A 23,093-nucleotide genomic window follows, 5' to 3' on the forward strand; every position below is an offset into this window, starting at 1 on the left:
AAAAAGGAGTAATTATGATCATTATCGGACACCCATGGATAAAAAGTAATCGTTTTTTTAAAGTTTTTTCTATCAAAGGAATTGAGAAGAGTCAGGCAGATGATATCGTTTTGCTTGGCCCTTTAGTGGATTCACATGAACTTGCAGTACATTGTCAAGAAAACAGTGTGCCTTACGCGGTAGTGGCAAATACTTTGGATGATGCACTGTTTGCCAATGCTCTGGGCGCAAAATACATTATCTGTGAAGAGGATGATGCATTGATGATCCAGCCTATTGCAAATGAGTATCTTTTTGATACACGTATCTTGGTGCTCATCCATAGTGAAAAAGAGATCAGTAAAATAGCAAGAGGCAGTGTAGATGGTGTGATCTTTGCAGATGCCATCTATGAGAACTGATATCCAACGTTACACACTTACCTATATACTGATTGCAGCCAGTAGTATAGTCTATCTTTTTTCTGCATTTTTCAGTCGAAGTCTTGTTGACATGGATATGCAGACCCTTGTAGATATGGGTGCATTGTTTGGACCATTGACTGTACTTAAGGGTGAGTGGTGGAGACTACTGAGTGCGATGTTCTTGCATGGCGGTATGACCCATCTTCTGATGAATATGTTTTCTCTTTATATTGTAGGACGAGGTGTAGAGATGTACTTTGACACGAAGTCTTACTTAAGCATTTATTTCTTCTCTGGGATCATTGGCGGACTTGTATCACTCTATATGCATCCAGTCTCTGTGGGGGTAGGTGCATCTGGGGCCATCTTTGGTGTTTTTGGTGCATTGGCAGGATTTTTCCTGGCACATAGAGATAGGATAGCCTCGCATTCTAAAGCATTTATGAAAGACTTTGGTGTCATCATCGCGATCAACCTTGTGATAGGACTCTCTATACCTTCTATTGATGTGAGTGCACATATTGGTGGACTTGTCATAGGCTTCATCGGTGGATTTGTACTCTCTAAAAATCCAAAATGGCTCTTAACCTATAATACTATGATGATACTACTCATTATAGCTATAGCATCATATCTCCCTGATCAGTATGCGCAAACACTATTTTAATTTTCTCATTTTCTCTTTTTTGCTTGTCGGATGTGCTGTTACAGCACCTTCGGTATCTCAGACAAAAATAAAAGAACTTGCACATCTTTTACAATCATTAGATAGCACTGTTCCTCAAAGTGAGGCAATGCAGCTCTCCAAAGATATTTTTTACAAAACACAACAGCTGACAGGGGAGTTTGAAATGACTTCTCCTCCTCAGTTTCATAACTTTTTAGTGACTGTGGGAGCACGTGAAAAAGGACTTTGTTTTCATTGGAGTGATGCGTTGTATGTGTATCTGTCTCAGAAGCACTATACCTCTTTTGAGTTTCATTTAATGGGTGCAAACATTGGAGAGTATTTTTATGAACATAATGCTTTGGTTGTAGTAGCTAAAGGAGGAAAAGCGCAACAGGGTGTCATCATAGATCCGTGGAGAGATTCGGGAGAGCTTTATTTCTCTAAAGTAGGAGATGACTCAGAGTATGCGTGGATACACAGACCAACGAGGGGATGCCTTTAGTTTCTATTCGACCAGAGGCTCCTCATCCATTCCAGCTTCGCGCAACTCTGCTTCTTCAGCTGCGATCGCTTCCTTTTCAGCCTCAGAAAGTACTTCTTTAGGCTCCTCTTCTTCCGCTTCCTCTTCTTGGATCACTTCTGTTTGTGTGTCATTTTCTTCAGTACTTTCTGTTTCTTCCGTTGTATTTATCTCTGTGGGTGTGGTCTCTTCATCTGCTATGGACGTAGTTTGAAAAAGTAGAAAAAACGAAAATACGATACTTGAAAATAGTTTAGACATAGTTGCACCTTTATGACTTGCTGTAAATTATTTTACATCATTTCTAGAAAAATTGCAACCAAGTGTATATACTTTCACATAAGGAATGCAGGGTATTTCTAGTCTGTTTTAATCTAATGGTAAATAGATCTTATCTATCAGTTCTTCATATTCACTTTTTGCATCAGAGTCTATGGTAATACCACCACCACTTTTGTAAAAGAGTTTACCCTTCTCTTTTTCGATGAAGCGTATCATGACACCTGAGCGTAAGGATTCACCATCAAACACACCAAAGATACCTGTATAAAATTCTCTATCAAAATTTTCGACATGGTTGATGATATTGAGCGTACTCTTTTTGGGAGTTCCTGAGATAGAGCCAGCGGGGAGTATTTGACTAAGGAGTGTTCCCGCATTGTCTTTCCAGTCAGAAGGAAGTTTGGCTGTGATCTTGGAGCTGACCTGCAGCAGTTCTTTTTCTCCCGCTTTGATCTTCTCGACATAACGAAACTTCTCTACTTTGATATCTGAACCGATGATACCCAGGTCGTTACGCATGAGATCTACGATCATGACATGTTCAGCCATCTCCTTTTTATCAGCCAAGATGGTCTCTTTGGCATTTGGAAGATGGGCATCTATAGTCCCTTTCATAGGATATGTGGCTATGGTGTTGTTCTTTAGCTCTACAAAACGTTCTGGAGAGAAACAGATAAATTCATCTTTAAAATAGAGCTTGAACTTTGCTCTGGCATAGGTGAAGATCTCTTTTAGTGTGAAACTACTCTCTATAGGTGTTCTAAATGTAAGATTGAGCAGATAGGTATTGCCCGAACGTATCTCTTCAAGTACTTCAGCGAGTGCTTTTTTATAAGTGTTGAAATCGACAGGGAATTTAGAAAAAGTAAAATCTTTTGTACGTTTCTTAACAGGGTAGTTACGCCAATCTTCCAATTTATAGAAGATATCATTATCTAGATGTTCAAGTGGTTGTGCAAAGATCTTTTGATTATCAAAAGAAGTTATAAAAAGAAAAGGGGTACGTGCTTTGGAAAGAGTATTGATGTGTTCAAAACCATTTTCTTTATTAAGCCATGTCATAAAGAACTCCCTCTCTCATTAAATAAGTAAATAGAAAACTTCGAAAAAAAAATTAGATATCTATTATGAATCCAAAAGAAGAAGTTTCAAGATAGCCATACGCATATAAACCCCATTCTTAACCTGTTCAAGAACCTTGCATCGATCATCTTCAAGCATCTCATCAGAGATGTCTATATTCCGCATCACCGGACCAGGGTGAAGTACCAAGATATCTCTGTCGCCTAAACGATCATGGTCTATGCAGTAGTGTTTTGCATACTCAGCATAATCATCAAAGATAGGAGAAGCATGACGCTCTAATTGTGCTCTTAAAGACATAATGACATCTACTTTATCTAAAACATCTTCAAGATTCTCGTATTGAGGCAGATCACTCTGGGGCATAAATGGTTTAGGTGCAACCAAAATGACATTCAATCCCATGCGTGTAAGTAGGCGTATACCTGAACTGGCTACTCTGGAACTGACAATGTCTCCTACAATGGCAATGGTCTTACCTTGAATGTCACCATTGAAATGTTCTACCAAAGTGAAAAGATCAAGCAGTGCCTGCGTAGGGTGAGCATAGTTACCTGCACCTGCATTGATGACAGAGGTCATTTGCATATCGGCTAATAGTCCTGGTGCTTCGTTTTCAGAGTGACGGATGATGACCCCATCAGGTTCCATTGCACAAAGGTTTGCGAAAGTATCTTCAAGTGATTCACCTTTTTTGGCAGAACTTTTACCCGGATCGAGATGTACTACTGCCGCACCCAGTCTTTTAGCAGCTACTTCAAAAGAACTACGTGTCCGTGTGGATGCTTCAAAGAAAAGGGTGATGAGCAGTTTGTCTCTGAGAAGTTGGGAAGGGCGTTGTGCTTTAAAGGTTTTGGCGTCATGAAGTAGTTGTTGAATTTGCGTGTCTGAAAGGTTGGTGGTGTCTACCAAATGTTGCATAGTTTACCTTGTAGATTAAATTTTGTCATTATATCTAATAGGTGCTAATAAATCTTTGTAAACCTTTTTGTGCACTCCACCATTCAGGAAATACTGCATCATAAAAAGGTTGGGTCACTTCTGCAAAACTCTCTTTGTCTTCATAGAGATTCACACACCAGTCAAACTCTATACTGTGTGATTTTAGGGCTTCCATAGAGAGCAGTGTATCGTTGATACATCCCAATCTGCTGGGTGTGACCAAAAGTACTTTTGCATTGAGTTTTTTAGCCAGGTCTATCATCATGAAATCTTTCGTGACAGGCACCATAAGACCTCCTGCACCTTCAACCAGAAGAATGTCACAAAGTTGACTTAGTTCATGGTACTTTTCCATGATCTTCTCTAGCTTGATCACCTGTTCAGTATCTGCACAAAAAGGGGCTGCAGGAAGGGGAAAAGTGTAGGCAGTAATGTCTTCTGGAGTGAGATTTTTGAAATTCTTGTTTACCTTTTGACAAACTTTAAGGAGTAAACTGGCATCTTCAGCAAGAGAAGTAACACCGGTTTCAATCGGTTTATATACACCAACACTCAATCCTTTGGCGGCAAAAGCTTCTATGAGCTCGAGTGTGGTGTGTGTTTTTCCTATATTTGTACCAGTAGCAGTGATAAAAAGTGATTGCACTTGCATTTCTCCATTTTTTTTGTATAATAGACTAGAATAATTTATGAGGATTTTAACATAATATGCCAAAGATTGAAGAAGAGTTTGAGCTAGCCCTCGAGCTACAGGAACCACAAATGTTCAGAGTGCTTCTGCACAATGATGATTATACGAGTATGGATTTTGTTGTGGAAGTGCTTATGAGTATTTTCCATAAGACACATCCTCAGTCAGAACAGATCATGTTGCAAATACATGAAAAAGGCAAAGCGATATGTGGTGTCTATAGTTTTGAGATAGCAGAAACGAAAGCGCAGCAGGTCAAGCAACGCGCCAAACAAAATGAGTTCCCATTACTCGCAACCATTGAAGAGGATAGTTGATTATGATTAGTATTGCATTGAACGATGTATTTAAAAGGGCTGTAGGATATGCAAAAGAGAATAGACATGAATACCTGACTGTGGAGCATGTTTTTTTATCTATTTTAAGAAGTGATGCGGGACAAGAGATACTTTCTATACTTGGTGCAGACCTTGAAGTGTTGAGATCAGGCATCACTGAACATATCACCAAGACGATCCCTTCCCTGAAAGAGGCGGTTGAACCATTTGAAACAGTAGCACTCTCCCGTGCGATCAACGATATGATGACACACATCCATAGTTCAGGAAGAACAGAAGCCAGCATAGGTGATATGATCGCAGCGATCTTTGTGCAAGAGCACTCTTATGCGGTCTACCTGATGAAAAAAGAGGGCATCGCACGTGTGGATATACTTGAAGTCATCTCTCATCGTTACGATAAAGCAGGCACTACGACGGAAGAGAAAAAAGAAGAAACACTTTTAGATCAGTTTACTATGGAACTTGTCTCTCTTGCCAAAACAGGAAAGATAGACCCTGTAGTAGGACGTATAGAGGAGATAGAACGTGTGATGCAAACGCTCTGTAGACGTAAGAAGAACAATCCTTTACTTGTGGGTGAACCTGGCGTGGGTAAAACAGCCATCGCTGAAGGATTGGCACTGAAGATCTCTGAAGGGGATGTCCCAGAAATACTCAAAAACTCAAAAGTATATGCTTTGGATATGGGTTCATTGGTTGCAGGTACCAAATATAGAGGTGATTTTGAAAAACGTCTCAAAGGTATCATCAAGGAGCTCACAGCAAAAGAGGATGCAATCTTATTCATCGATGAAATTCATACGATGGTAGGGGCAGGTGCAACCAGTGGTGGAAGTATGGATGCTTCGAATTTACTGAAACCTGCACTTGCTCGTGGTGATCTGAAGTGTATCGGTGCTACGACCTATGCAGAGTTTAGAAACTTTTTTGATAAAGATAAGGCCTTAAGTCGTAGATTTGCAAAAGTAGATGTAGATGAGCCAAGTATTGAAGATACCATGACCATCTTGCAGGGGATCAAACATAAATATGAAGATTATCATAATATTACATTTACGGACGAGGCACTTCAATCTGCCATCGATCTTTCTGTCAAGTATCTGCATGATAGATTTTTACCCGATAAAGCGATGGATATCATCGATGAGGTGGGTGCACACTTTATGCTTAGAGGCCAAGAGGGTGTCACTGTCAAACCTAAAGACATAGAAGAGAGTGTAGCGAAGATCATGAAGCTCCCTTCTACGGTCATAGGTACGGATGATACAAGAAAACTTAAATCGTTAGAGAGAGATCTGGCTTCTCATATCATTGGACAGGATGAAGCAATAAGTGCATTGGGAACAGCGATTAAACGTTCCTATGCAGGGCTTAATGCATCCAATAGACCTATAGGAAGCTTTTTGTTCGTAGGTCCTACAGGGGTAGGTAAAACAGAACTTGCAACGCAACTTGCCAAAACGATGCATGTACATTTTGAGAGATTGGATATGAGTGAATATATGGAGGCACATACTGTCAGCCGTTTGGTCGGGGCACCTCCAGGGTATGTCGGGTATGAGCAGGGCGGATTGTTGACAGAGATGATCAAAAAACATCCGCATACGGTATTACTGCTTGATGAGATAGAAAAAGCACATCCGGATATCATGAATATCTTACTCCAGGTAATGGATGGTGCAAAATTGACAGATAACAACGGTGTGGTCTCAGATTTTAAAAATGTGATACTCATTATGACCTCGAACATAGGAACCAAAGAAGCCAATGTTATGGGCTTCAATAAAGACACTTCGATGAAAACAGATAAGGCATTGGCATCTTTCTTTGCCCCTGAGTTCAGAAACCGTTTGAGTGCGACGATAGAGTTTAATGCACTCTCGTTGGATGTGCTGGTGACCATTGTAGATAGAGAGTTAGACAAACTCAATCTCTTGCTTAAGCCTAAAAATGTGAAAGTGACCTTGAATAAAAAAGCGAAAGAGTATTTGGCAAAAGAGGGATATGATGAACGTTATGGTGCCAGACATATTGCTCGTGTCATAGATGCAAAGATCAAAGAAGCATTGACCGACGAGATACTTTTTGGGAAACTAAAAAAAGGCGGTTTAGTTAAAGTGACTTATAAAAATGAAACATTGATCTTTGATTTCGAAAGTTAAATTGTATTTTTACGTTGGGAGATAGACAGATGGATTCGACGTTTGAAGAAGATGACTATTATATCTCCCCTCTAGATAAATCTTCTTCAGACTTTCCTGACCCCCGTTTAGCATCTGATGAAGGTCTCTTGGCTTATGGAGGTGACCTCTCATCTGAGCGATTATTGTCAGGATACAAAAAAGGGATCTTCCCTTGGTACAGTGAAGGCGACATCATACTTTGGTGGTCTCCAAATCCACGCTTACTCCTCTACCCGGACAAGTTCAAAGTACGTAAATCTTTTAGAAGGGTCTTGCGTTCTGGTAAATTCACTGTGAGCTTTGATGCAAGGTTTTCAGATGTGATCAAGTATTGTGCTACCGTTCCAAGAGAAGGACAACGTAGTACTTGGATAGTCCATGATATGATCGAAGCCTATATACGTTTGCATGACGAGGGTTTTGCACACAGCGTAGAGGTCTACAAAGCAGGAGAATTGGTCGGTGGTCTCTATGGTATAGCGTTTGGAAAAGCTTTTTTTGGAGAGTCAATGTTCTCTTTGGTTCCTGATGCATCTAAAATTGCTTTTAAAGCACTAAGTGACGTTTTAGGCAGGAGAGGTTATGATTTTATAGATTGTCAGATGAAAACAGATCATATGATCGGTTTAGGAGCGGAAGTGGTTGAGAGGGATCTCTTTCTAGATGGACTCGAAGAGGCTATTAAAAAACCTACCGATATGGGTTCATGGCAACATTTTAAGTGGGAGTATAATGATGGTAAATAGAGATATAGGGTTCTCATTATGGTTGGATTTTGTAGAAAGAGATTTTCTTAAAAATGAATTTTCTGCATTGATTGAAAAAGGTGTTATTAATGGTGCTACTAGTAATCCGTCTATTTTTGCGTCTGCGATTACCACTTCTCCTGCGTATAAAGAACAGTTATCTTCTCTTTCAGGTAAAAGTCCAAAAGAGAAGTATGAAGCACTGGCTATAGAAGATATCCGTACTGCTGCACAAGCTTTGAGACCTTCATATGATGAGGGAAATGACGGGTATATCTCTATAGAAGTTGACCCTTTCCTCTCAAATGATACTGCTGCAACCGTAGCTGAGGGTAAAAGACTCTTTGCAGCCATCGGTGAACCTAATGTCATGGTCAAAGTTCCTGCAACAGAAGCTGGATATGATGCTATGACAGAACTCCTAAGTACAGGGATATCTGTCAATGCGACACTCATCTTTTCACCAAAACAGACACAACGATCTCTTAAAGCCATGAAAAAAGGGTTGGATTGTTTTGAAAAAGATGGTGGACTGAGAGCAGAAGCTGTGATCTCTGTTTTCGTAAGTCGTTTTGACAGAATGCTTGATGCCGATCTGGAACAAGAGGGTATAGATGTGGCTAAAACAGGTATTTACAATGCAGCAAAGATCTACAATATCATTGAATCGAACCATACACCTAGTGTCCGTACACTGTTTGCAAGTACAGGGGTAAAAGGTGACGACCTCGCAGCAGATTACTATATGAGAGAGCTGCTTGCACCTCACTCGGTCAATACCGCACCTCTTGCAACGATAGAGTCTTTTATTACAGAAAATATACCAGAACCGAAACTCCCTCTTGAAGAGAATGAGATCAACGGTTATTTTACAAAATTAGCCGATAATGGTTTTGATATGGATGCTGTGTATAGCCAACTCTTACATGAAGGGCTTGAAGCATTTGAAAAAGCATTTCAAGAGATGCTTGATACTTTAAAATAAATTATATACCAAAGGGTTCACATGGAAGAAACGCTCAAACTATATCTTAGAACAATGATCAGTAATAGTGGGAGTGACCTCCATCTTAAATCAGGTTCCCAGGTCAGAGTACGTATACACGGTGTATTAAAAGTATTGGGACAAGAGACTTTAACTGCAGAGATGATGGACAAACTGGCTCAAGAGATCACCACTGAAGAACAGTATAAACAGTTACAAAATGATAGAAACCTGGATTTTTCTTATGTCTTGGGAGATGAAAATAGATTTCGTGTGAATTTCTTCTTCCAAATGGATGGTTTGAGTGCTGTTTTCCGTATTATTCCAGTGAAGATCTTGTCCTTGGATGAACTTAATTTACCACCGGTGATCAAAACATTTACAGAGATACAAAGAGGACTTGTACTTGTCACAGGAGTAACAGGTTCTGGTAAATCTACGACCTTGGCAGCCATTCTTGATAAGATCAATAGAGAAACAAAAAAGCATATTATTACAGTTGAAGATCCTATAGAATTTGTACATAAAGACAGAGGCTGTCTGATCAATCAAAGGGCGATAGGACAAGACGCACACTCTTTTTCTGATGCACTGAGAGCAGCACTTAGGGAAGACCCGGATATTATACTTGTTGGGGAGATGAGGGACCTTGAGACGATCGATATTGCTCTTCACGCAGCCAATACGGGTCACCTTGTATTTTCAACGCTGCATACACTGGATGCAAAAGAGACGATAGACAGAATTGTCGGTATGTTCGGTAATGAAGAACAGAACCGTATTCGTATGTCTTTGGCCTCTGTACTTGAGGGTGTTATTTCCCAAAGACTTATTCCTACGAAACGTGGAGGAAGGGTTGCAGGGATCGAGATCCTTAAAAAAACAGCAAGAATTGAACAACTGATAGCTGAGAACAGAGATAATGAGATTCCGGATGCACTTTTTGAAGGTAAAGAGATCTATGGTACCCAGACCTTTGACCAGGCACTGCTTGATATTTTGAAAAGAGGCGAGATCACAGAAGAAGTTGCACTTGAATATGCTACAAACCCTGCAGATATGAAGCTTAAAATGCAAGGGGTTGGAAAAGGTGCGATCGTCGATGAATTCGCAGATGAAAAAGAAGTGGATGTCTTTGGTTTTAAAGAGGATGGAGAGAGTTAAGCTGTCGTGAATTACTTTATGACAGTAACAAAAGCAAGAATAATTTAATACAAACTGGGTATAATTCGCGTCTATTTTACTAAAATGAAGTAATTTATTGAGTAAAAAATTATACAATGAACAAAGGACAGATATGTTAGAAGGTATCGTTAGAGAGAGTATCGGTAAGCGTAATGCAAAGCAGCTTAAAAGAGATGGTTATCTAATCGCAAACATTTATGCACATGGTGTTGAAAATATCAACGCTGCATTTAAACGTGGTGAATTTGTAAGAACAGTAAGAAATAAAGAGGCACTTACATTCCCAGTTAAAGTTGGCGATAAAGAGATCAATGTATTTATCCAAGAGTATCAACTACACCCGGTAAACGGTGATGTAACTCATGTAGATTTGAGAATAGCAGTTCCAGGACAAGTAACAAACTTCCTTGTCCCGGTAGTAACTCACGGAACACCAATTGGACTTAAAAACAAAGGTGTACTTGTTATGTCTAAAAAAAGATTAAAAGTGAGAGGTGCTATTGAAGATATGCCTGCAAAATTTGATCTTAATGTAGAACCATTAGAGAGAGATGCATCAATTCTTGTAAGAGATATTGAAGTACCAGCAAACTGTAAAATGATGGACAGACCAGATGTTGCAATCTGTGGTGTGATCAAAGCTAAGTAATCAAAGCATGAAAGCACAGTCGTGATACTTTTCGTAGGTCTAGGTAACCCAGGATCACAATACGAAAATACACGACACAATATCGGCTTTAAAGTAATTGACAAACTTGTTAATGACTTTTCTGCCCGAGACATTTCCAAAACTTCTTTTCAAGGTAAGCTTTATCGCGCTGCCAATTCACTTTTTTTAAAACCTACCACATTTATGAATCTTTCGGGTAAATCTGTACAGCCTGTAAAAGATTTTTTTAAAGTAGAGCTTGAAGATATTATTGTCATCCATGATGACATTGATCTTCCTTTTGGTGCAGTACGTTTTAAAAGAGGTGGTGGTCATGGTGGTCATAATGGACTTCGATCACTAGATGAACACATTACAAAAGAGTATGTACGTGTAAGAGTGGGTGTGGGTAAACCAGAACGTAAGTCACAGGTCTCAGACTATGTATTGCATGATTTTTCCCAAGATGAAGTCCCTATGTTAGAGACACTCATAGCACATGTGGCCAAATCATGTGAACTGTTACGTACAGAAGAACTTGATGATGTCAAGTCAAAGTACAGTCTCAAATCGATAGAAGGATTGACAATATGAATCTGTCTTACCCTTCATTACACTTTAGATATTTAGCGAACCTGTATATAAAAAACCTCTTGTCGATTTTGTTCGGTCTATCTTTTGCTTTTGCTGCCATTGATTATTTTCAGCATGTAGAGCAACTGAATGTAGCGACAAACTATAAAATACTGTATATCTTTTACATGTGGCAAGAGGCGTTAGGACTGCTTTATCCTTTGGCTATTGTTTTTGCGCTAATCATGACGAAACTCTCATTGGTCAAAAATAATACAATGGGTGCACTGCATGCGTTTGGATATGATAAAAAAAGACTTTTTTTACCCATGTTCATAGTAGGTTCGATCACCTATGCTGTTTTTTTGATCTTACATACTACAGAGTTTTCCTATGCAAAGGACAAAGCATCATTTCTGCTTAAAAACGAACTAGGTGAGTATCAGGTAAATGACCTTTTTTTCAAATACAATGACACGTTCGTTTATATCAATAATCTTGATCCTATAGAAAAAAAGATAGAAGATATTACGATCTTCAAAGTTGAAGAATCTAAAGTACACTATACGATAAATGCACCTTATGCAACGTTTGATGGTGAAAAATGGACAGCACATGATGCCACACTGAAAACACACATTTATGAAGAGAACGAATTGAAAAGATATAGGGTAGAAAAGAAAGAACAGATAGAAACATTAGAAGGGTATAAGCCTAAGATCATAGAATCACTGTATGAAGGAAAGGCATTAAATATTATTGATGCCTATACGACATGGAAATTGTTACGTAAACAAAACCTAAGTTCTAATAAGATCAGATCATCATTGTACGACAAGATCATTGTACCACTTTTCTCTATAGCGTTATTGCTTATCATATTTTTTAAATTGCCTTTTCATGCTAGGATGATGAATATGGGTTTTGTGATAGCACTCTCTTTAGCTGCAACATTTGTGACCTGGGGTATATTATTTGGCTTGAGTCAAATGGGGGCAAATGGTATTTTACTTCCTGAATTGACGGCTATATTACCTATAATAGTTTTGTGGGTTTATGCCATTTACGTCTACATTACAGATGAAAGAAGCCTTGCGTAACACCCCTTCAGTACTCTAAATGTACCTTTTAATCAACTTTTAGATAAAATCACCTTAAAATAGATTCACAGAATTGTGCAAAGAGGATAGTATAAATGGATATTGATTATAAAGCATTGGCAAACAAATACGGTACGCCTTTGTACATTTATGATTTTGATTATATTGAAAATAGATACACGACATTAAAAGATGCTTTCTCGGGTAAAAAATCTATGATCAACTACGCTGTAAAAGCAAATTCTAACCTCTCTGTTATTGCTCACTTGGCCAAACTTGGTGCAGGTGCTGACTGTGTGAGTATAGGTGAAGTCAAACGTGCACTCACTGCAGGTGTAGATAAGTATAAGATCATTTTTTCCGGTGTAGGAAAGCGTGATGATGAGATACGTGAAGCACTCGAACAAGATATTTTACTCCTTAATCTAGAGAGTGAAGCAGAGATGAAGCGTGTAGAGATGGTGGCGAAAGAACTAGATAAAGAAGCACGTATCTCTATTCGTGTCAACCCAAACATTGACCCGCAAACTCACCCATATATTTCAACTGGGCTACATGAGAACAAGTTCGGTGTAGAGATCGATATGGCAAAACGTATGTATATTTATGCCAATAGATCAGAGTTCTTAAACCCTGTGGGTATCCACTTTCATATTGGTTCTCAGTTGACAAAGCTTTCCCCTATACGTGAAGCGTGCGGCATTGTAGCAGATCTTGTCCGATCACTTAAAGCCATTAAAATTGATATTAAATTCTTTGATGTGGGCGGTGGTATCGGTGTAGTGTATGATGATGAAGAAACCATTGCTCCTGAAGCATATACGCAGGCGATATTTGATGCAACCAAAGGACTTGATGTAACATTGCTTTGTGAACCGGGACGTTATATGGTAGCAAATGCAGGGGCATTTTTCACTAAGGTACTTTATGAGAAAGTGAATGATGGAAAACGTTTTGTTATTGTAGATGGTGCAATGAATGACCTTTTGCGTCCAAGCTTATACAATGCATATCATAAGATCAATACTGTGCTTAAAGAGGGTGAGACAACTGCTGCAGATGTGGTAGGTCCAGTGTGTGAAAGCGGTGACTTTTTTGGTAAAAATGTACCTCTTCCTCCATTGGAGCATAATGATCTTCTTGTTATACACTCTGCGGGTGCGTATGGATTTACCATGGCAAGTAACTACAATACACGTGCCAAGGCTGCAGAAGTAGCATTGGAAGGTGGAAAAGACAGGCTCATACGTAAGCGCGAAACGTATGAAGATCAGGTACGTTTAGAGCTTGAGTATCTAGAAAAGTAAAGCAAAAAAGGCAGGGTTGAAATATGACTTTAGATGAGCTAAGAGTAAAGATAGACAACATTGATAATGCATTGTTAAAACTCTACAATGAACGTATGGAGTTGGTACATCAGGTAGGTGAGGTCAAAAATACGACAGGTGCACCTATCTACCGTCCTGAACGTGAACAAGCTATTTTAAATCGTCTAAAAAGTCAAAATAAAGGAAAGCTTACAGATGCTGCGATAGATGCACTCTTTCTGGAATTGTTCGCCGTAGCTAGAAATCTTGAGCTTCCTGAAGCGGTAGCATATCTGGGTCCTGAAGCAAGTTTTACGCATCAAGCAGCGGAGAGTAAATTTGGTGCGATGAGTGCATACTTGTCCATGGGTTCCATACCGGGTATTTTCCGTGAAGTAGAAAAGGGCACAGCAAAATTTGGTGTGATCCCCATAGAAAACTCTTCCAACGGAATAGTAACGGATACCATTAATTGTCTGGATGAGTATGATCTTAAGATCATCGCGGAAGTCATGGTAGATGTCCATTTGGCTTTTGCTACAGTGAATGATGATATACAAAAGATCACAAAAGTTTACTCTAAAGATATCGCTTTTGGACAGTGTCGTAAGTTTTTAGAAGACTTGGGCTTGGATGAGGTAGAACATATCCCGGTAGAGTCGACGGCAAAAGCAGCAAAGATTGCACTTAAAGATGAGACAGCAGCAGCACTCTGTCCTGCGGTAGCAGCAAAGTTAAATAATTTACCTATACGCTTTAACAATGTAGAAGACAACAGTAACAATAAAACACGATTTTTTATCATCTCTGATTTTGAAAATGCACCTTCAGGGAATGATAAAACGTCGTTGCTTGTGAGACTTTTGGATAAACCGGGTGCACTGGTCGATTTCCTCAATAATTTCGAAGAGGCGAAAGTGAACTTGACAAAGATCAAGTCACATATTGTAGGCGGTGAGTCGATCTTTTTCATAGAGTTTAACGGACATAAGGACGATGCGCATATTAAACCTATTTTACAAAAGCATCAAGGTGAGATCAAAGTATTGGGTTCATATGTTAAAGAGATCGATGATATTTAAAAGAAGCAGTAAGTAAAAATGGAGAAAATGAAGAATGAGATTTAACAAAGTATTGCAGAACATTAAGACGTATGAAGCGGGTAAACCTATCGAGCTTGTGGTACGTGAATTTGGTATTGCTGCTGAAGATGTGGTAAAGCTTGCTTCAAATGAAAACCCTATAGGTACCAATCCAGCTATAGCTAAAGTGATAAGATCAAATGCAGACATTGCACATTTGTATCCTGATGACAGTATGTTTGAACTCAAAGAAGCATTGAGTCTTAAGTTTGGTGTAGAAGATGAGAACATCATCATCGGTGCAGGGTCTGACCAGGTGTTAGAGTTTATATCGCGTGCAGTATTGGATGCAGACTCTTCAGTATTGATGTCCGCTGTGACATTTGCCATGTATGAGATCTATGCTAAGCAAATGGGTGCGAAGATCATTCGTACGGCAAGTTATGAACATAAGTATGATGAGTTCATGGAAGCATATCATATGCATAGACCAAAGATCATTTACATTTGTACCCCGAATAATCCTACAGGGGATGCAACGAGTAAAGAAGAAGTATTGAAGATCATTAATGCTGTAGATAATGATACTCTGGTTGTTGTGGACGGTGCCTATATGGAATATGCTGCGGCAAAAGATGCGAAATATGCGATCACGCCAAATGACCTGTTGGGTTATGAAAATGCGATCTATCTGGGCACATTTTCCAAAGCACATGGTCTAGGTGGTATGCGAGTTGGATATGGTGTCGCACAGGATGCACTCATAAAAGAACTTTATAAAATGAGACCGCCGTTTAATATCACAACGCTCTCTTTATTCGCAGCGATAGAAGCATGTAAGGATAATCGTTTTGTGGAAGAGTCTATTGCACTTCACCAAGATCAGATCAAACGTTATGAAGCTTTTGCAGATGAGCAGGGATTTAAATATATAGAGAGTTATACGAATTTCATTACCTATCTTTTTGATGAGAATATGGATTCTACCAAGATAGCAGATGAGTTACTTAAACGTGGTGTCATTATCCGGAACCTTGCTTCTTATGGGATGAATGCGATACGTATCACCATAGGAACAGCAAAACAAAATGATGTTTTCTTTAAACATTTTTCAGAAGTGACAGCTTGAAAAAAGTTGAGATAGTAAAAGCAAATGAAGTAGAGGTGAATCCTTTTATTTTAGATGACTTTACCCAAAATAAAGCAGCGCACAGTATGATGAAAAAAGTGACGAAAAAAGAACTGAAACATTTAGCTGATGATCTAGGCTTGGCATACGATGATGCACAGATAGTTTTTACAAAAAAACTACTCAGTGCCTATTTACTGGGGAAATAAAAAGATGATAGATATAAATGCGTACTCTATAGAAGAACTCAATACTTTGGCTGAAGAGGTCAGACAGAAGATATTGGATACGGTCAGTCAAAATGGTGGACATTTGAGTTCTACTATGGGTGCAACAGATCTTATCGTAGCGATGCATAAGGTTTTTGATGTAGACAAAGACCCTTTTATCTTTGATGTGAGTCATCAGGCTTATGCACATAAGCTTTTGACAGACAGATGGGACACATTTGAAACTTTACGTCAGTTTGGAGGTATCTGCGGATACACTAAACCAAAAGAGTCCAAATATGATTATTATGTGGCAGGACACAGTTCTACGTCTATCTCACTGGCAGTGGGCGCAGCAAAAGCCATAGCACTGAAAGGTGAAGAGAGAGTACCGGTTGCACTTATCGGTGATGGAAGTATGAGTGCAGGGATGGTCTATGAAGCGATGAATGAACTGGGTGACAGAAAATACCCTGTCGTCATCATTTTAAATGACAATGAAATGAGTATCGCCAAACCTATAGGAGCGATCAGTAAACTACTTTCTCAAACGATGGCTGGGTCCTTTTATCAGAAGTTCAAAGGAAAAGTAGAAAAAGTGCTTGAGCATTTACCTGAAGGTGCAACGTATATGGCAAAAAGGTTTGAAGAGTCCTTTAAGCTTATCACCCCGGGTATTTTGTTTGAGGAGCTGGGGATTGAGTACATAGGTCCCGTAGACGGACATGATATTGAATCACTGATAGAGACGATGGAAGTAGCCAAAGCTCTAGGTAAACCTGTGATCATTCACGCACAAACTACCAAAGGAAAAGGTTATGAAATAGCTGAAGGGACTAAAGAACACTGGCATGGTGTAAGTGCTTTTGACCTTAAAACAGGTGAAGCTCCTAAAAAAGCAGGAGCTAAAGCAGCAACAGCCATTTTTTCTGATACCTTGGTAGCACTTGCAGATGAAGATGAGAAAGTGGTAGGGGTAACTGCTGCGATGCCAACTGGTACAGGGATGAGTGCAGTAATGGCAAAATACCCTGAACGTTTTTGGGACGTTGCCATCGCAGAACAACATGCTGTGACTTCTATGGGACCATTGGCAAAAGAAGGATTTAAACCCTTCTGTACGATCTATTCGACCTTCTTGCAGCGTGGTTTTGATCAGGTCATCCATGACATAGCACTGATGGATCTAGGTGTCGCTTTTGCATTGGACAGAGCAGGGATCGTAGGAGAAGATGGAGAAACGCATCAAGGTGCTTTTGATATCTCTTACCTGCGCAGTATACCAAATATGACACTGCTTGCACCCTATAATGAAACAACGATGCAACTGTGTATGGCATTTGCCAAAGAGTATGATCATCCTTGTGCTTTTAGATACCCTAGAGGGGCATTTTTGGCTCAAAATAAAGAGAGTCCAGCCTATGAGTTAGGGAAGTCTGTTTTACTCCAAGAGGGTGAAGAGATACTTTTTATCGGATATGGTAATGGTGTCGGACGTGCACAAAAAGTAGCGGAACTTATTGAGGTCAATCCTGCAGTGTTGGATCTGCGTTTTGTGAAGCCATTGGATGAAGAGATGCTTCTGACTTTAAGTGCCAAGTATAAAAAATGGTATGTTTTTTCGGATTCTGCAGCACTGGGCGGTGTAGGCTCAGCCATCTTAGAACTCTTAAGTAAAAAGAAGATAAACAATGTAGAATTAACCACATTTGAGTATGATGATGCCTTTATCACTCATGGTAATACAAAGCTTGTAGAAGAGTCTCTAGGGATCTTACCTGAGCAGTTGGCGAAGAGGATTGTGTAGAGGATTGTCTTCTACATGAGATCTGTATTTGATAAAGTATCTTTTGAGATATTTTTTCAAGTTCAGTGACAGTGAACAAAAATATTTAAGGAACTAAAAATGGCTAACGAATACATTTTTACAAGTGAATCGGTAACCGAGGGTCATCCAGATAAAATGGCTGATCAGATCTCAGATGCTATACTCGACTATATCATCGAAAGAGATCCACAGGCCAGAGTCGCTTGTGAGACGTTACTGAGTAATGGTTTTTGTGTTATTGCAGGAGAACTAAAAACAAGGACTTATGCACCGATGCAAGAGATTGCAAGAGAGGTTGTAAGAGAGATAGGATATACCGATGCAAGTTATGGTTTTGACTATAGATCTGCAGGTGTTCTTAACGGTGTGGGTGAGCAAAGCCCTGATATTAATCAAGGTGTTGATCAAGCTTCAGGCGAGATCGGTGCAGGTGACCAGGGATTGATGTTCGGGTATGCTTGTAATGAGACCAAAGAGCTTATGCCTCTGCCTATCTCACTTGCGCATAAGATCACATCAAAACTTGCAGAGGTACGTAAGAATGGAACTGTCCCGTTCTTGCGTCCAGATGGAAAAGCACAAGTTTCTGTGAAGTATGTAGATGGCAAACCGGTTGCTATAGACACGATCGTTGTCTCAACACAGCATCATCCGGAAGTGACACTTGAACAGGTACAAAAAGCAGTACTTGAAGAGGTTATTAAAGCAGTGATACCAGCGGAATTGATGTCTGATGACATTACGTATCATATCAATCCTACCGGACGTTTTGTCATTGGTGGACCTCAAGGGGATGCCGGACTTACAGGTAGAAAGATCATCGTTGATACCTATGGTGGTTCTTGTCCTCATGGAGGAGGAGCATTTTCGGGTAAAGATCCTACCAAAGTAGACCGTTCTGCTGCTTATGCCGCAAGATACGTAGCGAAGAACCTTGTAGCTGCAGGGGTGTGTGATAAAGCAACACTGCAAATAGCCTATGCGATCGGTGTAGCTAAACCAGTCTCTATTTATGTGGATACCCATGGTACAGAAACAGTGGATGAAGAGAAGATCACAGCTTGTGTAGAGTCACTTTTTGATCTGACCCCTAAAGGTATTATGGATGCATTAGATCTGCTTAAACCTATTTATCGCAAAACAGCAGCATATGGCCACTTCGGAAGAGAAGATGAGGGCTTTGGCTGGGAAAAAACAGATAGGGTTGATGACATAAAAGCGTATTTAAAACTCTAACATAATAGTCATTATCAATACGATAATTATGATATGTGGAAAAACGGAGGATTTGTGGACTTTTGCAAATTATCTAGAGAGTTTAAAGTTTTTTTTAAAAATCTTTAGATATAGTTTTTTATATTTAATAAAAAGGATTAAAAATGGCAGTAATTATTGGCGATACTTGTATCAACTGTGCAGCTTGTATTGACGAATGTCCAGTAGAAGCAATTGTAGATGAGGATGATAATCCAACGGGTGAGGAGTACTACTATGTATATCCTGACAAATGTGTTGAGTGTGTAGATCACTTCGACTCTCCAGCATGTGCTGAAGCATGTCCAACTGAAGGTTGTATTACTTGGGATATGCCATTCACAGCTGACCATAAAGATCACTTTAATGGTGGAAACTATATTGATGGTCTAAACTACGTTATGAATGACCCAGATGCTGAAATGCCAATGAGAGATGATATTTCTCTTGAAGATAGAGCAGCAAGAGCAAACGTAGTAGAAGACTAGTCTTCTAGTATGTTCATAAGACCACCTTTGGGTGGTCTTAGTGTAATCTCTCCCCGTATTAACTACCCCTTTAAAAATTTAATTTAAAATTAATCTTATTTTAGATAAAATTCCGCCCGAATACTCTCCACTAATTATAAATTGGAAGTAAATTATCGCTTAGGAATATAAGATGGAACAAACATTATCAATCATTAAACCAGATGCAGTAGCTAAAAACGTTGTAGGACAGATTCTTGCAAGATTTGAAGCAGCAGGACTTAGAATTGCAGCCACGAAAAAAACAAGACTTTCACGTGTAGATGCAGAAGCATTTTATGCGATTCATGCTGAAAGACCTTTCTTTAAAGACCTTGTAGATTTCATGATCTCTGGACCTGTTGTTGTAACAGTACTTGAAGGTGAGAATGCAATGGCTAAAAACAGAGACCTTATGGGTGCTACAAACCCTGCAGAAGCAGAAGCTGGAACGATCAGAGCAGATTTCGCAGACAGCATCGATGCAAATGCAGTACACGGAAGTGACTCTGTTGAAAATGCGAACATTGAAATCAACTTCTTTTTTGCACAGAGAGAGATCTACTAATACAGTTTAAGGGATATCCTTATGAAAATTGTATTTGACAAGATAGGTTCCACAGCGAAGCCCATTGAACTTAGTTCAGAGGGTGTACTGCTTGAGGGAACTTTAAAGAAGAGTGGTTATCATCAAGTCACTTTAGATGCACATATGAAGGGTTGCATTGAGTTGTCCTGTGATAGATGTGGAGACACATTTAATTATGACTTAGACAATAAATTGCAGCTCAGACTGAGCGATATAGTATCTGAAGATAAAGATGATTTAGATATAATTGAGTTTTTAGATGGCGAAATTGATCTTTCGTACATACTACAAAGCGAGATGAATACATTTAAAAATGCTTATAACTATTGTGATAAATGTGACAATAATGATGAAGATTTTGAAGTAGAATATTAAATAAAATTGTAATAAAGGACATAAAATGGCAGTACCTAAAAGACGTGTGAGTCACACAAGAGCAGCGAAAAGAAGAACACATTACAAATTGACATTACCAATGCCAGTTAAAGATGCAGATGGAACATGGAGAATGCCTCACCACATGAACATGACTACCGGTGAGTACAAAACAACTAAAGCGTAATCTTGATGATTAAGATTGCGATTGACGCTATGGGCGGGGACTTCGGTCCTGAGCCTATCATAGACGGTGTGGTACAAGCACTGGAAGCTGAAAAATTTCTCCCTATATTAGTAGGTAATGCAGAAGAGATACGCTCTTTCCTCCCCCCATATTATGCAGATAAAGTTGAAATTGTTGAAGCTTCGGATGTAATATCCATGAGTGACCAGGCAACTGATGCACTAAAGCGTAAAGATTCTTCCATTTTTAAAGCAGTTGAACTTGTACGAGATAAAGAAGCATCTGCAGTAGTTTCAGCAGGACACAGTGGTGCCACAATGACACTTGCAACCCTCAGAATAGGACGTCTACCGCATATCTCTAAACCCGCACTTGCTACATTGATGCCGAGTGTGACAGATACTAAGACTTTAGTACTTGATGTTGGAGCCGTAACAGACTGTACCCCTCAAAACCTTTATGAGTTTGGCGCAATGGGTGAATCCTATGCTCAACAGGTTTTGGGTATAGCTTCTCCCAAAATAGGACTTTTATCCAATGGCTCTGAAGATTCCAAGGGAAATACTTTGACCAAGGCAGCCTTCAAACTCCTTAAAGACTTAGATGGTTTTGTGGGTAATGTTGAAGGTAGAGATATCTTTAACGGTAAAGTAAATGTGGTAGTCTGTGACGGATTTACAGGGAATATTTTACTCAAAACCAGTGAAGGTGTGGTATCAACGATCTTCACTATGATGAGAGCACATATTCGTAAATCTTTGCCGGCAAAGATCGGGGCACTGATGATGAAAAGAAAAGTGTTTGGCAATATGAAAAAACAGGTTGATTATGCAGAATACGGTGGAGCACCGCTTTTGGGTATCAATGGCTGTGCGATTGTTAGTCACGGAAGCTCTAATGCAAAAGCGATCAAAAATGCTATTTTCCAAGCGATCAGATATACGGAATCAGATGTAAACAGTACGATAGAAGACCTACTTTCAAACGATAAATAAGCCTTCTAACTTCTGTCCCTGTGCTAACAGGGACACACTTTAAATAATCAACACACTTCTCTCTAAATTTTAGAATCCTTCTGGAAAATTATGGTAAAATAAGGCATATAATTTATGGCTTAAGGATAACTATGTCACAAACAAAACCAGTATATGCTTCATTTAGATCTATAGGTGCATATGTACCTGAAAAGATTTTATCCAATGCAGATCTTGAAAAGATGGTCGATACGACAGATGAATGGATCGTGAAGCGTACGGGCATCAGCGAACGTCGTATAGCTGCTGCTGATGAGTATACAAGTGATATGGCTGCCAAAGCATGTGAACTTGCGATAGAACGTTCTGGTGTACCAAAAGAGGAGATCGACCTCATTGTATGTGCTACAGTGACTCCAGATTATTTTAACATGCCTTCAACAGCTTGTATTATTTCAGACAAGATCGGTATCAGAGATGTTCAGGCATTTGATATCTCTGCAGCATGTAGTGGATTTGTCTATTTGCTTTCGGTAGCTAAAGCATTTATAGAGTCTGGAATGAAGAAAAATGTACTCATCGTTGGGGCAGAAAAGTTTTCTTCTATTGTTGATTATACAGATAGAGGTACCTGTATTTTGTTTGGTGATGGTGCAGGGGCAGCGATGATCTCTGCTACTTCCAAGAAAGAAGAAGCATTTGTTGATCTGCATGCAAGTGCAGATGGGTCTTATGCAGACTTTTTGGTGACACCTGCGCCTGGTGCTATCCACCCTGCAAGTCAGCAAGTGATTGATACGGGGCTCAATTTTGTGCAAATGAAAGGAAATGAAACCTTTAAACTGGCAGTAAAAACCTTGACAAAAGATGTCAAAGAGATACTTGCTAAAAATGAGATAGAGTCTGATAGCATACCACATTTTATCCCTCATCAGGCAAATTACCGTATTATCAAAGCGGTAGGGGATGCGTTGAAGATGAAAGAAGAACAAGTGGTACTTACTGTGGGTAAATATGGAAATACTTCAGCCGCTTCTATCCCTATGGCGATCAATGATATTTGGGAATCTGGAAGATTGCAAACAGGTGAGTTGATGTTACTAGATACATTTGGTGGTGGATTGACTTGGGCTTCTGCATTACTTCCTTTTTCAGGTAAAGCGGTTAATTCATAATTTTAGTTCATTGCCTCTTTCATTTATTGAGGTAGTGTTTCTCTCTTCATTTTTTTAGAAAAAATGTACGCCCATAGGCAGTGCCCCTGGGGTACAAAAAATCGTCGTGACTCTCGAATCGCTT

26 protein-coding genes and 1 pseudogene are annotated in these 23,093 nt (G+C 39.4%); 23 read left to right on the top strand and 4 right to left on the bottom strand.

Going from position 1 to position 23,093, the window contains the following annotated elements; all coding sequences use genetic code 11:
- From WBM70_RS00560 to WBM70_RS00570, 3 genes are all read left to right on the top strand, one after another.
- Nucleotides 1-401, top strand: a 401-nt coding sequence (locus WBM70_RS00560) for a hypothetical protein (RefSeq protein ID WP_424556569.1), incomplete at its 5' end; no start/stop codon positions are given.
- Nucleotides 391-1,071: a rhomboid family intramembrane serine protease gene (locus WBM70_RS00565; RefSeq protein ID WP_424556570.1), complete on the top strand. Its 681-nt coding sequence runs from the start codon at nt 391-393 to the stop codon at nt 1,069-1,071. The genes WBM70_RS00560 and WBM70_RS00565, both read left to right, overlap by 11 nt.
- Entirely contained in the window at nt 1,052-1,576 is a 525-nt protein-coding gene (locus WBM70_RS00570) for a hypothetical protein (RefSeq protein WP_424556571.1), read from the top strand. Before WBM70_RS00565 ends, WBM70_RS00570 begins: the two co-directional genes overlap by 20 nt.
- A 3-nt stretch (nt 1,577-1,579) precedes the next feature.
- Here WBM70_RS00570 and WBM70_RS00575 read toward each other — a convergent pair whose 3' ends face one another.
- From WBM70_RS00575 to bioD, 4 genes are all read right to left on the bottom strand, one after another.
- Nucleotides 1,580-1,855 (bottom strand): hypothetical protein, encoded by a 276-nt coding sequence (locus tag WBM70_RS00575; RefSeq protein WP_424556572.1) that lies wholly within the window; start codon nt 1,853-1,855, stop codon nt 1,580-1,582.
- A 108-nt stretch (nt 1,856-1,963) separates the two neighbouring features.
- The gene (locus tag WBM70_RS00580; protein ID WP_424556573.1) at nt 1,964-2,938 is read right to left on the bottom strand and encodes an aminodeoxychorismate synthase component I; all 975 of its coding nucleotides are present in this window, start codon (nt 2,936-2,938) and stop codon (nt 1,964-1,966) included.
- A 63-nt stretch (nt 2,939-3,001) separates the two neighbouring features.
- Entirely contained in the window at nt 3,002-3,880 is an 879-nt protein-coding gene (locus WBM70_RS00585; protein ID WP_424556574.1) for an aspartate carbamoyltransferase catalytic subunit, read from the bottom strand.
- Nucleotides 3,881-3,914: 34 nt separating this feature from the next.
- Complete coding sequence (gene bioD, locus WBM70_RS00590; RefSeq protein ID WP_424556575.1) at nt 3,915-4,553, bottom strand: dethiobiotin synthase; 639 nt, start codon at nt 4,551-4,553, stop codon at nt 3,915-3,917.
- 56 nt (nt 4,554-4,609) lie between these two features.
- On the opposite strand from bioD, the gene WBM70_RS00595 reads away from it, so the two are divergent.
- The 20 genes and pseudogenes from WBM70_RS00595 (at nt 4,610) to WBM70_RS00690 (ending at nt 22,969) form a co-directional block, all read left to right on the top strand.
- The gene (locus WBM70_RS00595; RefSeq protein ID WP_424556576.1) at nt 4,610-4,909 is read left to right on the top strand and encodes an ATP-dependent Clp protease adaptor ClpS; all 300 of its coding nucleotides are present in this window, start codon (nt 4,610-4,612) and stop codon (nt 4,907-4,909) included.
- A gap of 2 nt (nt 4,910-4,911) precedes the next feature.
- Nucleotides 4,912-7,095: an ATP-dependent Clp protease ATP-binding subunit ClpA gene (gene clpA / locus WBM70_RS00600; RefSeq protein WP_424556577.1), complete on the top strand. Its 2,184-nt coding sequence runs from the start codon at nt 4,912-4,914 to the stop codon at nt 7,093-7,095.
- 29 nt (nt 7,096-7,124) lie between these two features.
- Nucleotides 7,125-7,862 (top strand): leucyl/phenylalanyl-tRNA--protein transferase, encoded by a 738-nt coding sequence (gene aat / locus WBM70_RS00605; protein ID WP_424556578.1) that lies wholly within the window; start codon nt 7,125-7,127, stop codon nt 7,860-7,862.
- Nucleotides 7,852-8,847: a transaldolase gene (locus WBM70_RS00610; RefSeq protein WP_424556595.1), complete on the top strand. Its 996-nt coding sequence runs from the start codon at nt 7,852-7,854 to the stop codon at nt 8,845-8,847. Before aat ends, WBM70_RS00610 begins: the two co-directional genes overlap by 11 nt.
- A gap of 21 nt (nt 8,848-8,868) precedes the next feature.
- On the top strand, nt 8,869-10,011 hold the full coding sequence (locus WBM70_RS00615) for a type IV pilus twitching motility protein PilT (protein WP_424556579.1): 1,143 nt from the start codon (nt 8,869-8,871) through the stop codon (nt 10,009-10,011).
- A gap of 133 nt (nt 10,012-10,144) precedes the next feature.
- Nucleotides 10,145-10,681: a 50S ribosomal protein L25/general stress protein Ctc gene (locus WBM70_RS00620; RefSeq protein WP_424556596.1), complete on the top strand. Its 537-nt coding sequence runs from the start codon at nt 10,145-10,147 to the stop codon at nt 10,679-10,681.
- 21 nt (nt 10,682-10,702) lie between these two features.
- Nucleotides 10,703-11,275, top strand: coding sequence for an aminoacyl-tRNA hydrolase (gene pth, locus WBM70_RS00625; protein WP_424556580.1), 573 nt, complete (start codon nt 10,703-10,705; stop codon nt 11,273-11,275).
- Nucleotides 11,272-12,354: an LptF/LptG family permease gene (locus WBM70_RS00630; protein ID WP_424556581.1), complete on the top strand. Its 1,083-nt coding sequence runs from the start codon at nt 11,272-11,274 to the stop codon at nt 12,352-12,354. Before pth ends, WBM70_RS00630 begins: the two co-directional genes overlap by 4 nt.
- 95 nt (nt 12,355-12,449) lie before the next feature.
- Nucleotides 12,450-13,661, top strand: coding sequence for a diaminopimelate decarboxylase (gene lysA / locus WBM70_RS00635; RefSeq protein WP_424556582.1), 1,212 nt, complete (start codon nt 12,450-12,452; stop codon nt 13,659-13,661).
- A gap of 23 nt (nt 13,662-13,684) precedes the next feature.
- Nucleotides 13,685-14,743: a chorismate mutase gene (gene pheA, locus WBM70_RS00640; RefSeq protein ID WP_424556583.1), complete on the top strand. Its 1,059-nt coding sequence runs from the start codon at nt 13,685-13,687 to the stop codon at nt 14,741-14,743.
- Nucleotides 14,744-14,777: 34 nt separating this feature from the next.
- On the top strand, nt 14,778-15,872 hold the full coding sequence (gene hisC / locus WBM70_RS00645) for a histidinol-phosphate transaminase (protein WP_424556584.1): 1,095 nt from the start codon (nt 14,778-14,780) through the stop codon (nt 15,870-15,872).
- On the top strand, nt 15,869-16,081 hold the full coding sequence (locus WBM70_RS00650) for a hypothetical protein (RefSeq protein WP_424556585.1): 213 nt from the start codon (nt 15,869-15,871) through the stop codon (nt 16,079-16,081). Before hisC ends, WBM70_RS00650 begins: the two co-directional genes overlap by 4 nt.
- A 4-nt stretch (nt 16,082-16,085) precedes the next feature.
- On the top strand, nt 16,086-17,888 hold the full coding sequence (gene dxs / locus WBM70_RS00655) for a 1-deoxy-D-xylulose-5-phosphate synthase (RefSeq protein ID WP_424556586.1): 1,803 nt from the start codon (nt 16,086-16,088) through the stop codon (nt 17,886-17,888).
- A 99-nt stretch (nt 17,889-17,987) separates the two neighbouring features.
- On the top strand, nt 17,988-19,145 hold the full coding sequence (gene metK, locus WBM70_RS00660; protein WP_424556587.1) for a methionine adenosyltransferase: 1,158 nt from the start codon (nt 17,988-17,990) through the stop codon (nt 19,143-19,145).
- A 143-nt stretch (nt 19,146-19,288) separates the two neighbouring features.
- A pseudogene (locus WBM70_RS00665) lies at nt 19,289-19,495 on the top strand (4Fe-4S dicluster domain-containing protein); the annotation flags it as partial.
- Nucleotides 19,496-19,823: 328 nt separating this feature from the next.
- Nucleotides 19,824-20,237 carry a nucleoside-diphosphate kinase gene (gene ndk, locus WBM70_RS00670; RefSeq protein WP_424556588.1) on the top strand — a complete coding sequence of 138 codons (414 nt, stop codon included), beginning with the start codon at nt 19,824-19,826 and terminating at the stop codon, nt 20,235-20,237.
- Between the two features lie 21 nt (nt 20,238-20,258).
- Nucleotides 20,259-20,633 (top strand): YceD family protein, encoded by a 375-nt coding sequence (locus WBM70_RS00675; RefSeq protein ID WP_424556589.1) that lies wholly within the window; start codon nt 20,259-20,261, stop codon nt 20,631-20,633.
- 25 nt (nt 20,634-20,658) lie between these two features.
- Entirely contained in the window at nt 20,659-20,820 is a 162-nt protein-coding gene (rpmF, locus tag WBM70_RS00680) for a 50S ribosomal protein L32 (RefSeq protein ID WP_012083812.1), read from the top strand.
- Nucleotides 20,821-20,825: 5 nt separating this feature from the next.
- Complete coding sequence (gene plsX / locus WBM70_RS00685; protein WP_424556597.1) at nt 20,826-21,815, top strand: phosphate acyltransferase PlsX; 990 nt, start codon at nt 20,826-20,828, stop codon at nt 21,813-21,815.
- Nucleotides 21,816-21,946: 131 nt separating this feature from the next.
- Entirely contained in the window at nt 21,947-22,969 is a 1,023-nt protein-coding gene (locus WBM70_RS00690; protein ID WP_424556590.1) for a beta-ketoacyl-ACP synthase III, read from the top strand.
- The last annotated feature ends 124 nt before the right edge of the window (nt 22,970-23,093 follow it).

The organism is Sulfurovum sp. (assembly GCF_049668085.1).
Lineage (GTDB): Bacteria > Campylobacterota > Campylobacteria > Campylobacterales > Sulfurovaceae > Sulfurovum.

Bases quoted from the DNA above. Each gene is read 5' to 3' on its own strand.
- WBM70_RS00565 (WP_424556570.1), top strand. From the start codon at position 391: ATGAGAACTGATATCCAACGTTACACACTTACCTATATACTGATTGCA.
- WBM70_RS00570 (WP_424556571.1), top strand. From the start codon at position 1,052: ATGCGCAAACACTATTTTAATTTTCTCATTTTCTCTTTTTTGCTTGTC.
- WBM70_RS00575 (WP_424556572.1), bottom strand. From the start codon at position 1,855: ATGTCTAAACTATTTTCAAGTATCGTATTTTCGTTTTTTCTACTTTTT.
- WBM70_RS00580 (WP_424556573.1), bottom strand. From the start codon at position 2,938: ATGACATGGCTTAATAAAGAAAATGGTTTTGAACACATCAATACTCTT.
- WBM70_RS00585 (WP_424556574.1), bottom strand. From the start codon at position 3,880: ATGCAACATTTGGTAGACACCACCAACCTTTCAGACACGCAAATTCAA.
- bioD (WP_424556575.1), bottom strand. From the start codon at position 4,553: ATGCAAGTGCAATCACTTTTTATCACTGCTACTGGTACAAATATAGGA.
- WBM70_RS00595 (WP_424556576.1), top strand. From the start codon at position 4,610: ATGCCAAAGATTGAAGAAGAGTTTGAGCTAGCCCTCGAGCTACAGGAA.
- clpA (WP_424556577.1), top strand. From the start codon at position 4,912: ATGATTAGTATTGCATTGAACGATGTATTTAAAAGGGCTGTAGGATAT.
- aat (WP_424556578.1), top strand. From the start codon at position 7,125: ATGGATTCGACGTTTGAAGAAGATGACTATTATATCTCCCCTCTAGAT.
- WBM70_RS00610 (WP_424556595.1), top strand. From the start codon at position 7,852: ATGGTAAATAGAGATATAGGGTTCTCATTATGGTTGGATTTTGTAGAA.
- WBM70_RS00615 (WP_424556579.1), top strand. From the start codon at position 8,869: ATGGAAGAAACGCTCAAACTATATCTTAGAACAATGATCAGTAATAGT.
- WBM70_RS00620 (WP_424556596.1), top strand. From the start codon at position 10,145: ATGTTAGAAGGTATCGTTAGAGAGAGTATCGGTAAGCGTAATGCAAAG.
- WBM70_RS00630 (WP_424556581.1), top strand. From the start codon at position 11,272: ATGAATCTGTCTTACCCTTCATTACACTTTAGATATTTAGCGAACCTG.
- lysA (WP_424556582.1), top strand. From the start codon at position 12,450: ATGGATATTGATTATAAAGCATTGGCAAACAAATACGGTACGCCTTTG.
- pheA (WP_424556583.1), top strand. From the start codon at position 13,685: ATGACTTTAGATGAGCTAAGAGTAAAGATAGACAACATTGATAATGCA.
- hisC (WP_424556584.1), top strand. From the start codon at position 14,778: ATGAGATTTAACAAAGTATTGCAGAACATTAAGACGTATGAAGCGGGT.
- dxs (WP_424556586.1), top strand. From the start codon at position 16,086: ATGATAGATATAAATGCGTACTCTATAGAAGAACTCAATACTTTGGCT.
- metK (WP_424556587.1), top strand. From the start codon at position 17,988: ATGGCTAACGAATACATTTTTACAAGTGAATCGGTAACCGAGGGTCAT.
- ndk (WP_424556588.1), top strand. From the start codon at position 19,824: ATGGAACAAACATTATCAATCATTAAACCAGATGCAGTAGCTAAAAAC.
- WBM70_RS00675 (WP_424556589.1), top strand. From the start codon at position 20,259: ATGAAAATTGTATTTGACAAGATAGGTTCCACAGCGAAGCCCATTGAA.
- rpmF (WP_012083812.1), top strand. From the start codon at position 20,659: ATGGCAGTACCTAAAAGACGTGTGAGTCACACAAGAGCAGCGAAAAGA.
- plsX (WP_424556597.1), top strand. From the start codon at position 20,826: ATGATTAAGATTGCGATTGACGCTATGGGCGGGGACTTCGGTCCTGAG.
- WBM70_RS00690 (WP_424556590.1), top strand. From the start codon at position 21,947: ATGTCACAAACAAAACCAGTATATGCTTCATTTAGATCTATAGGTGCA.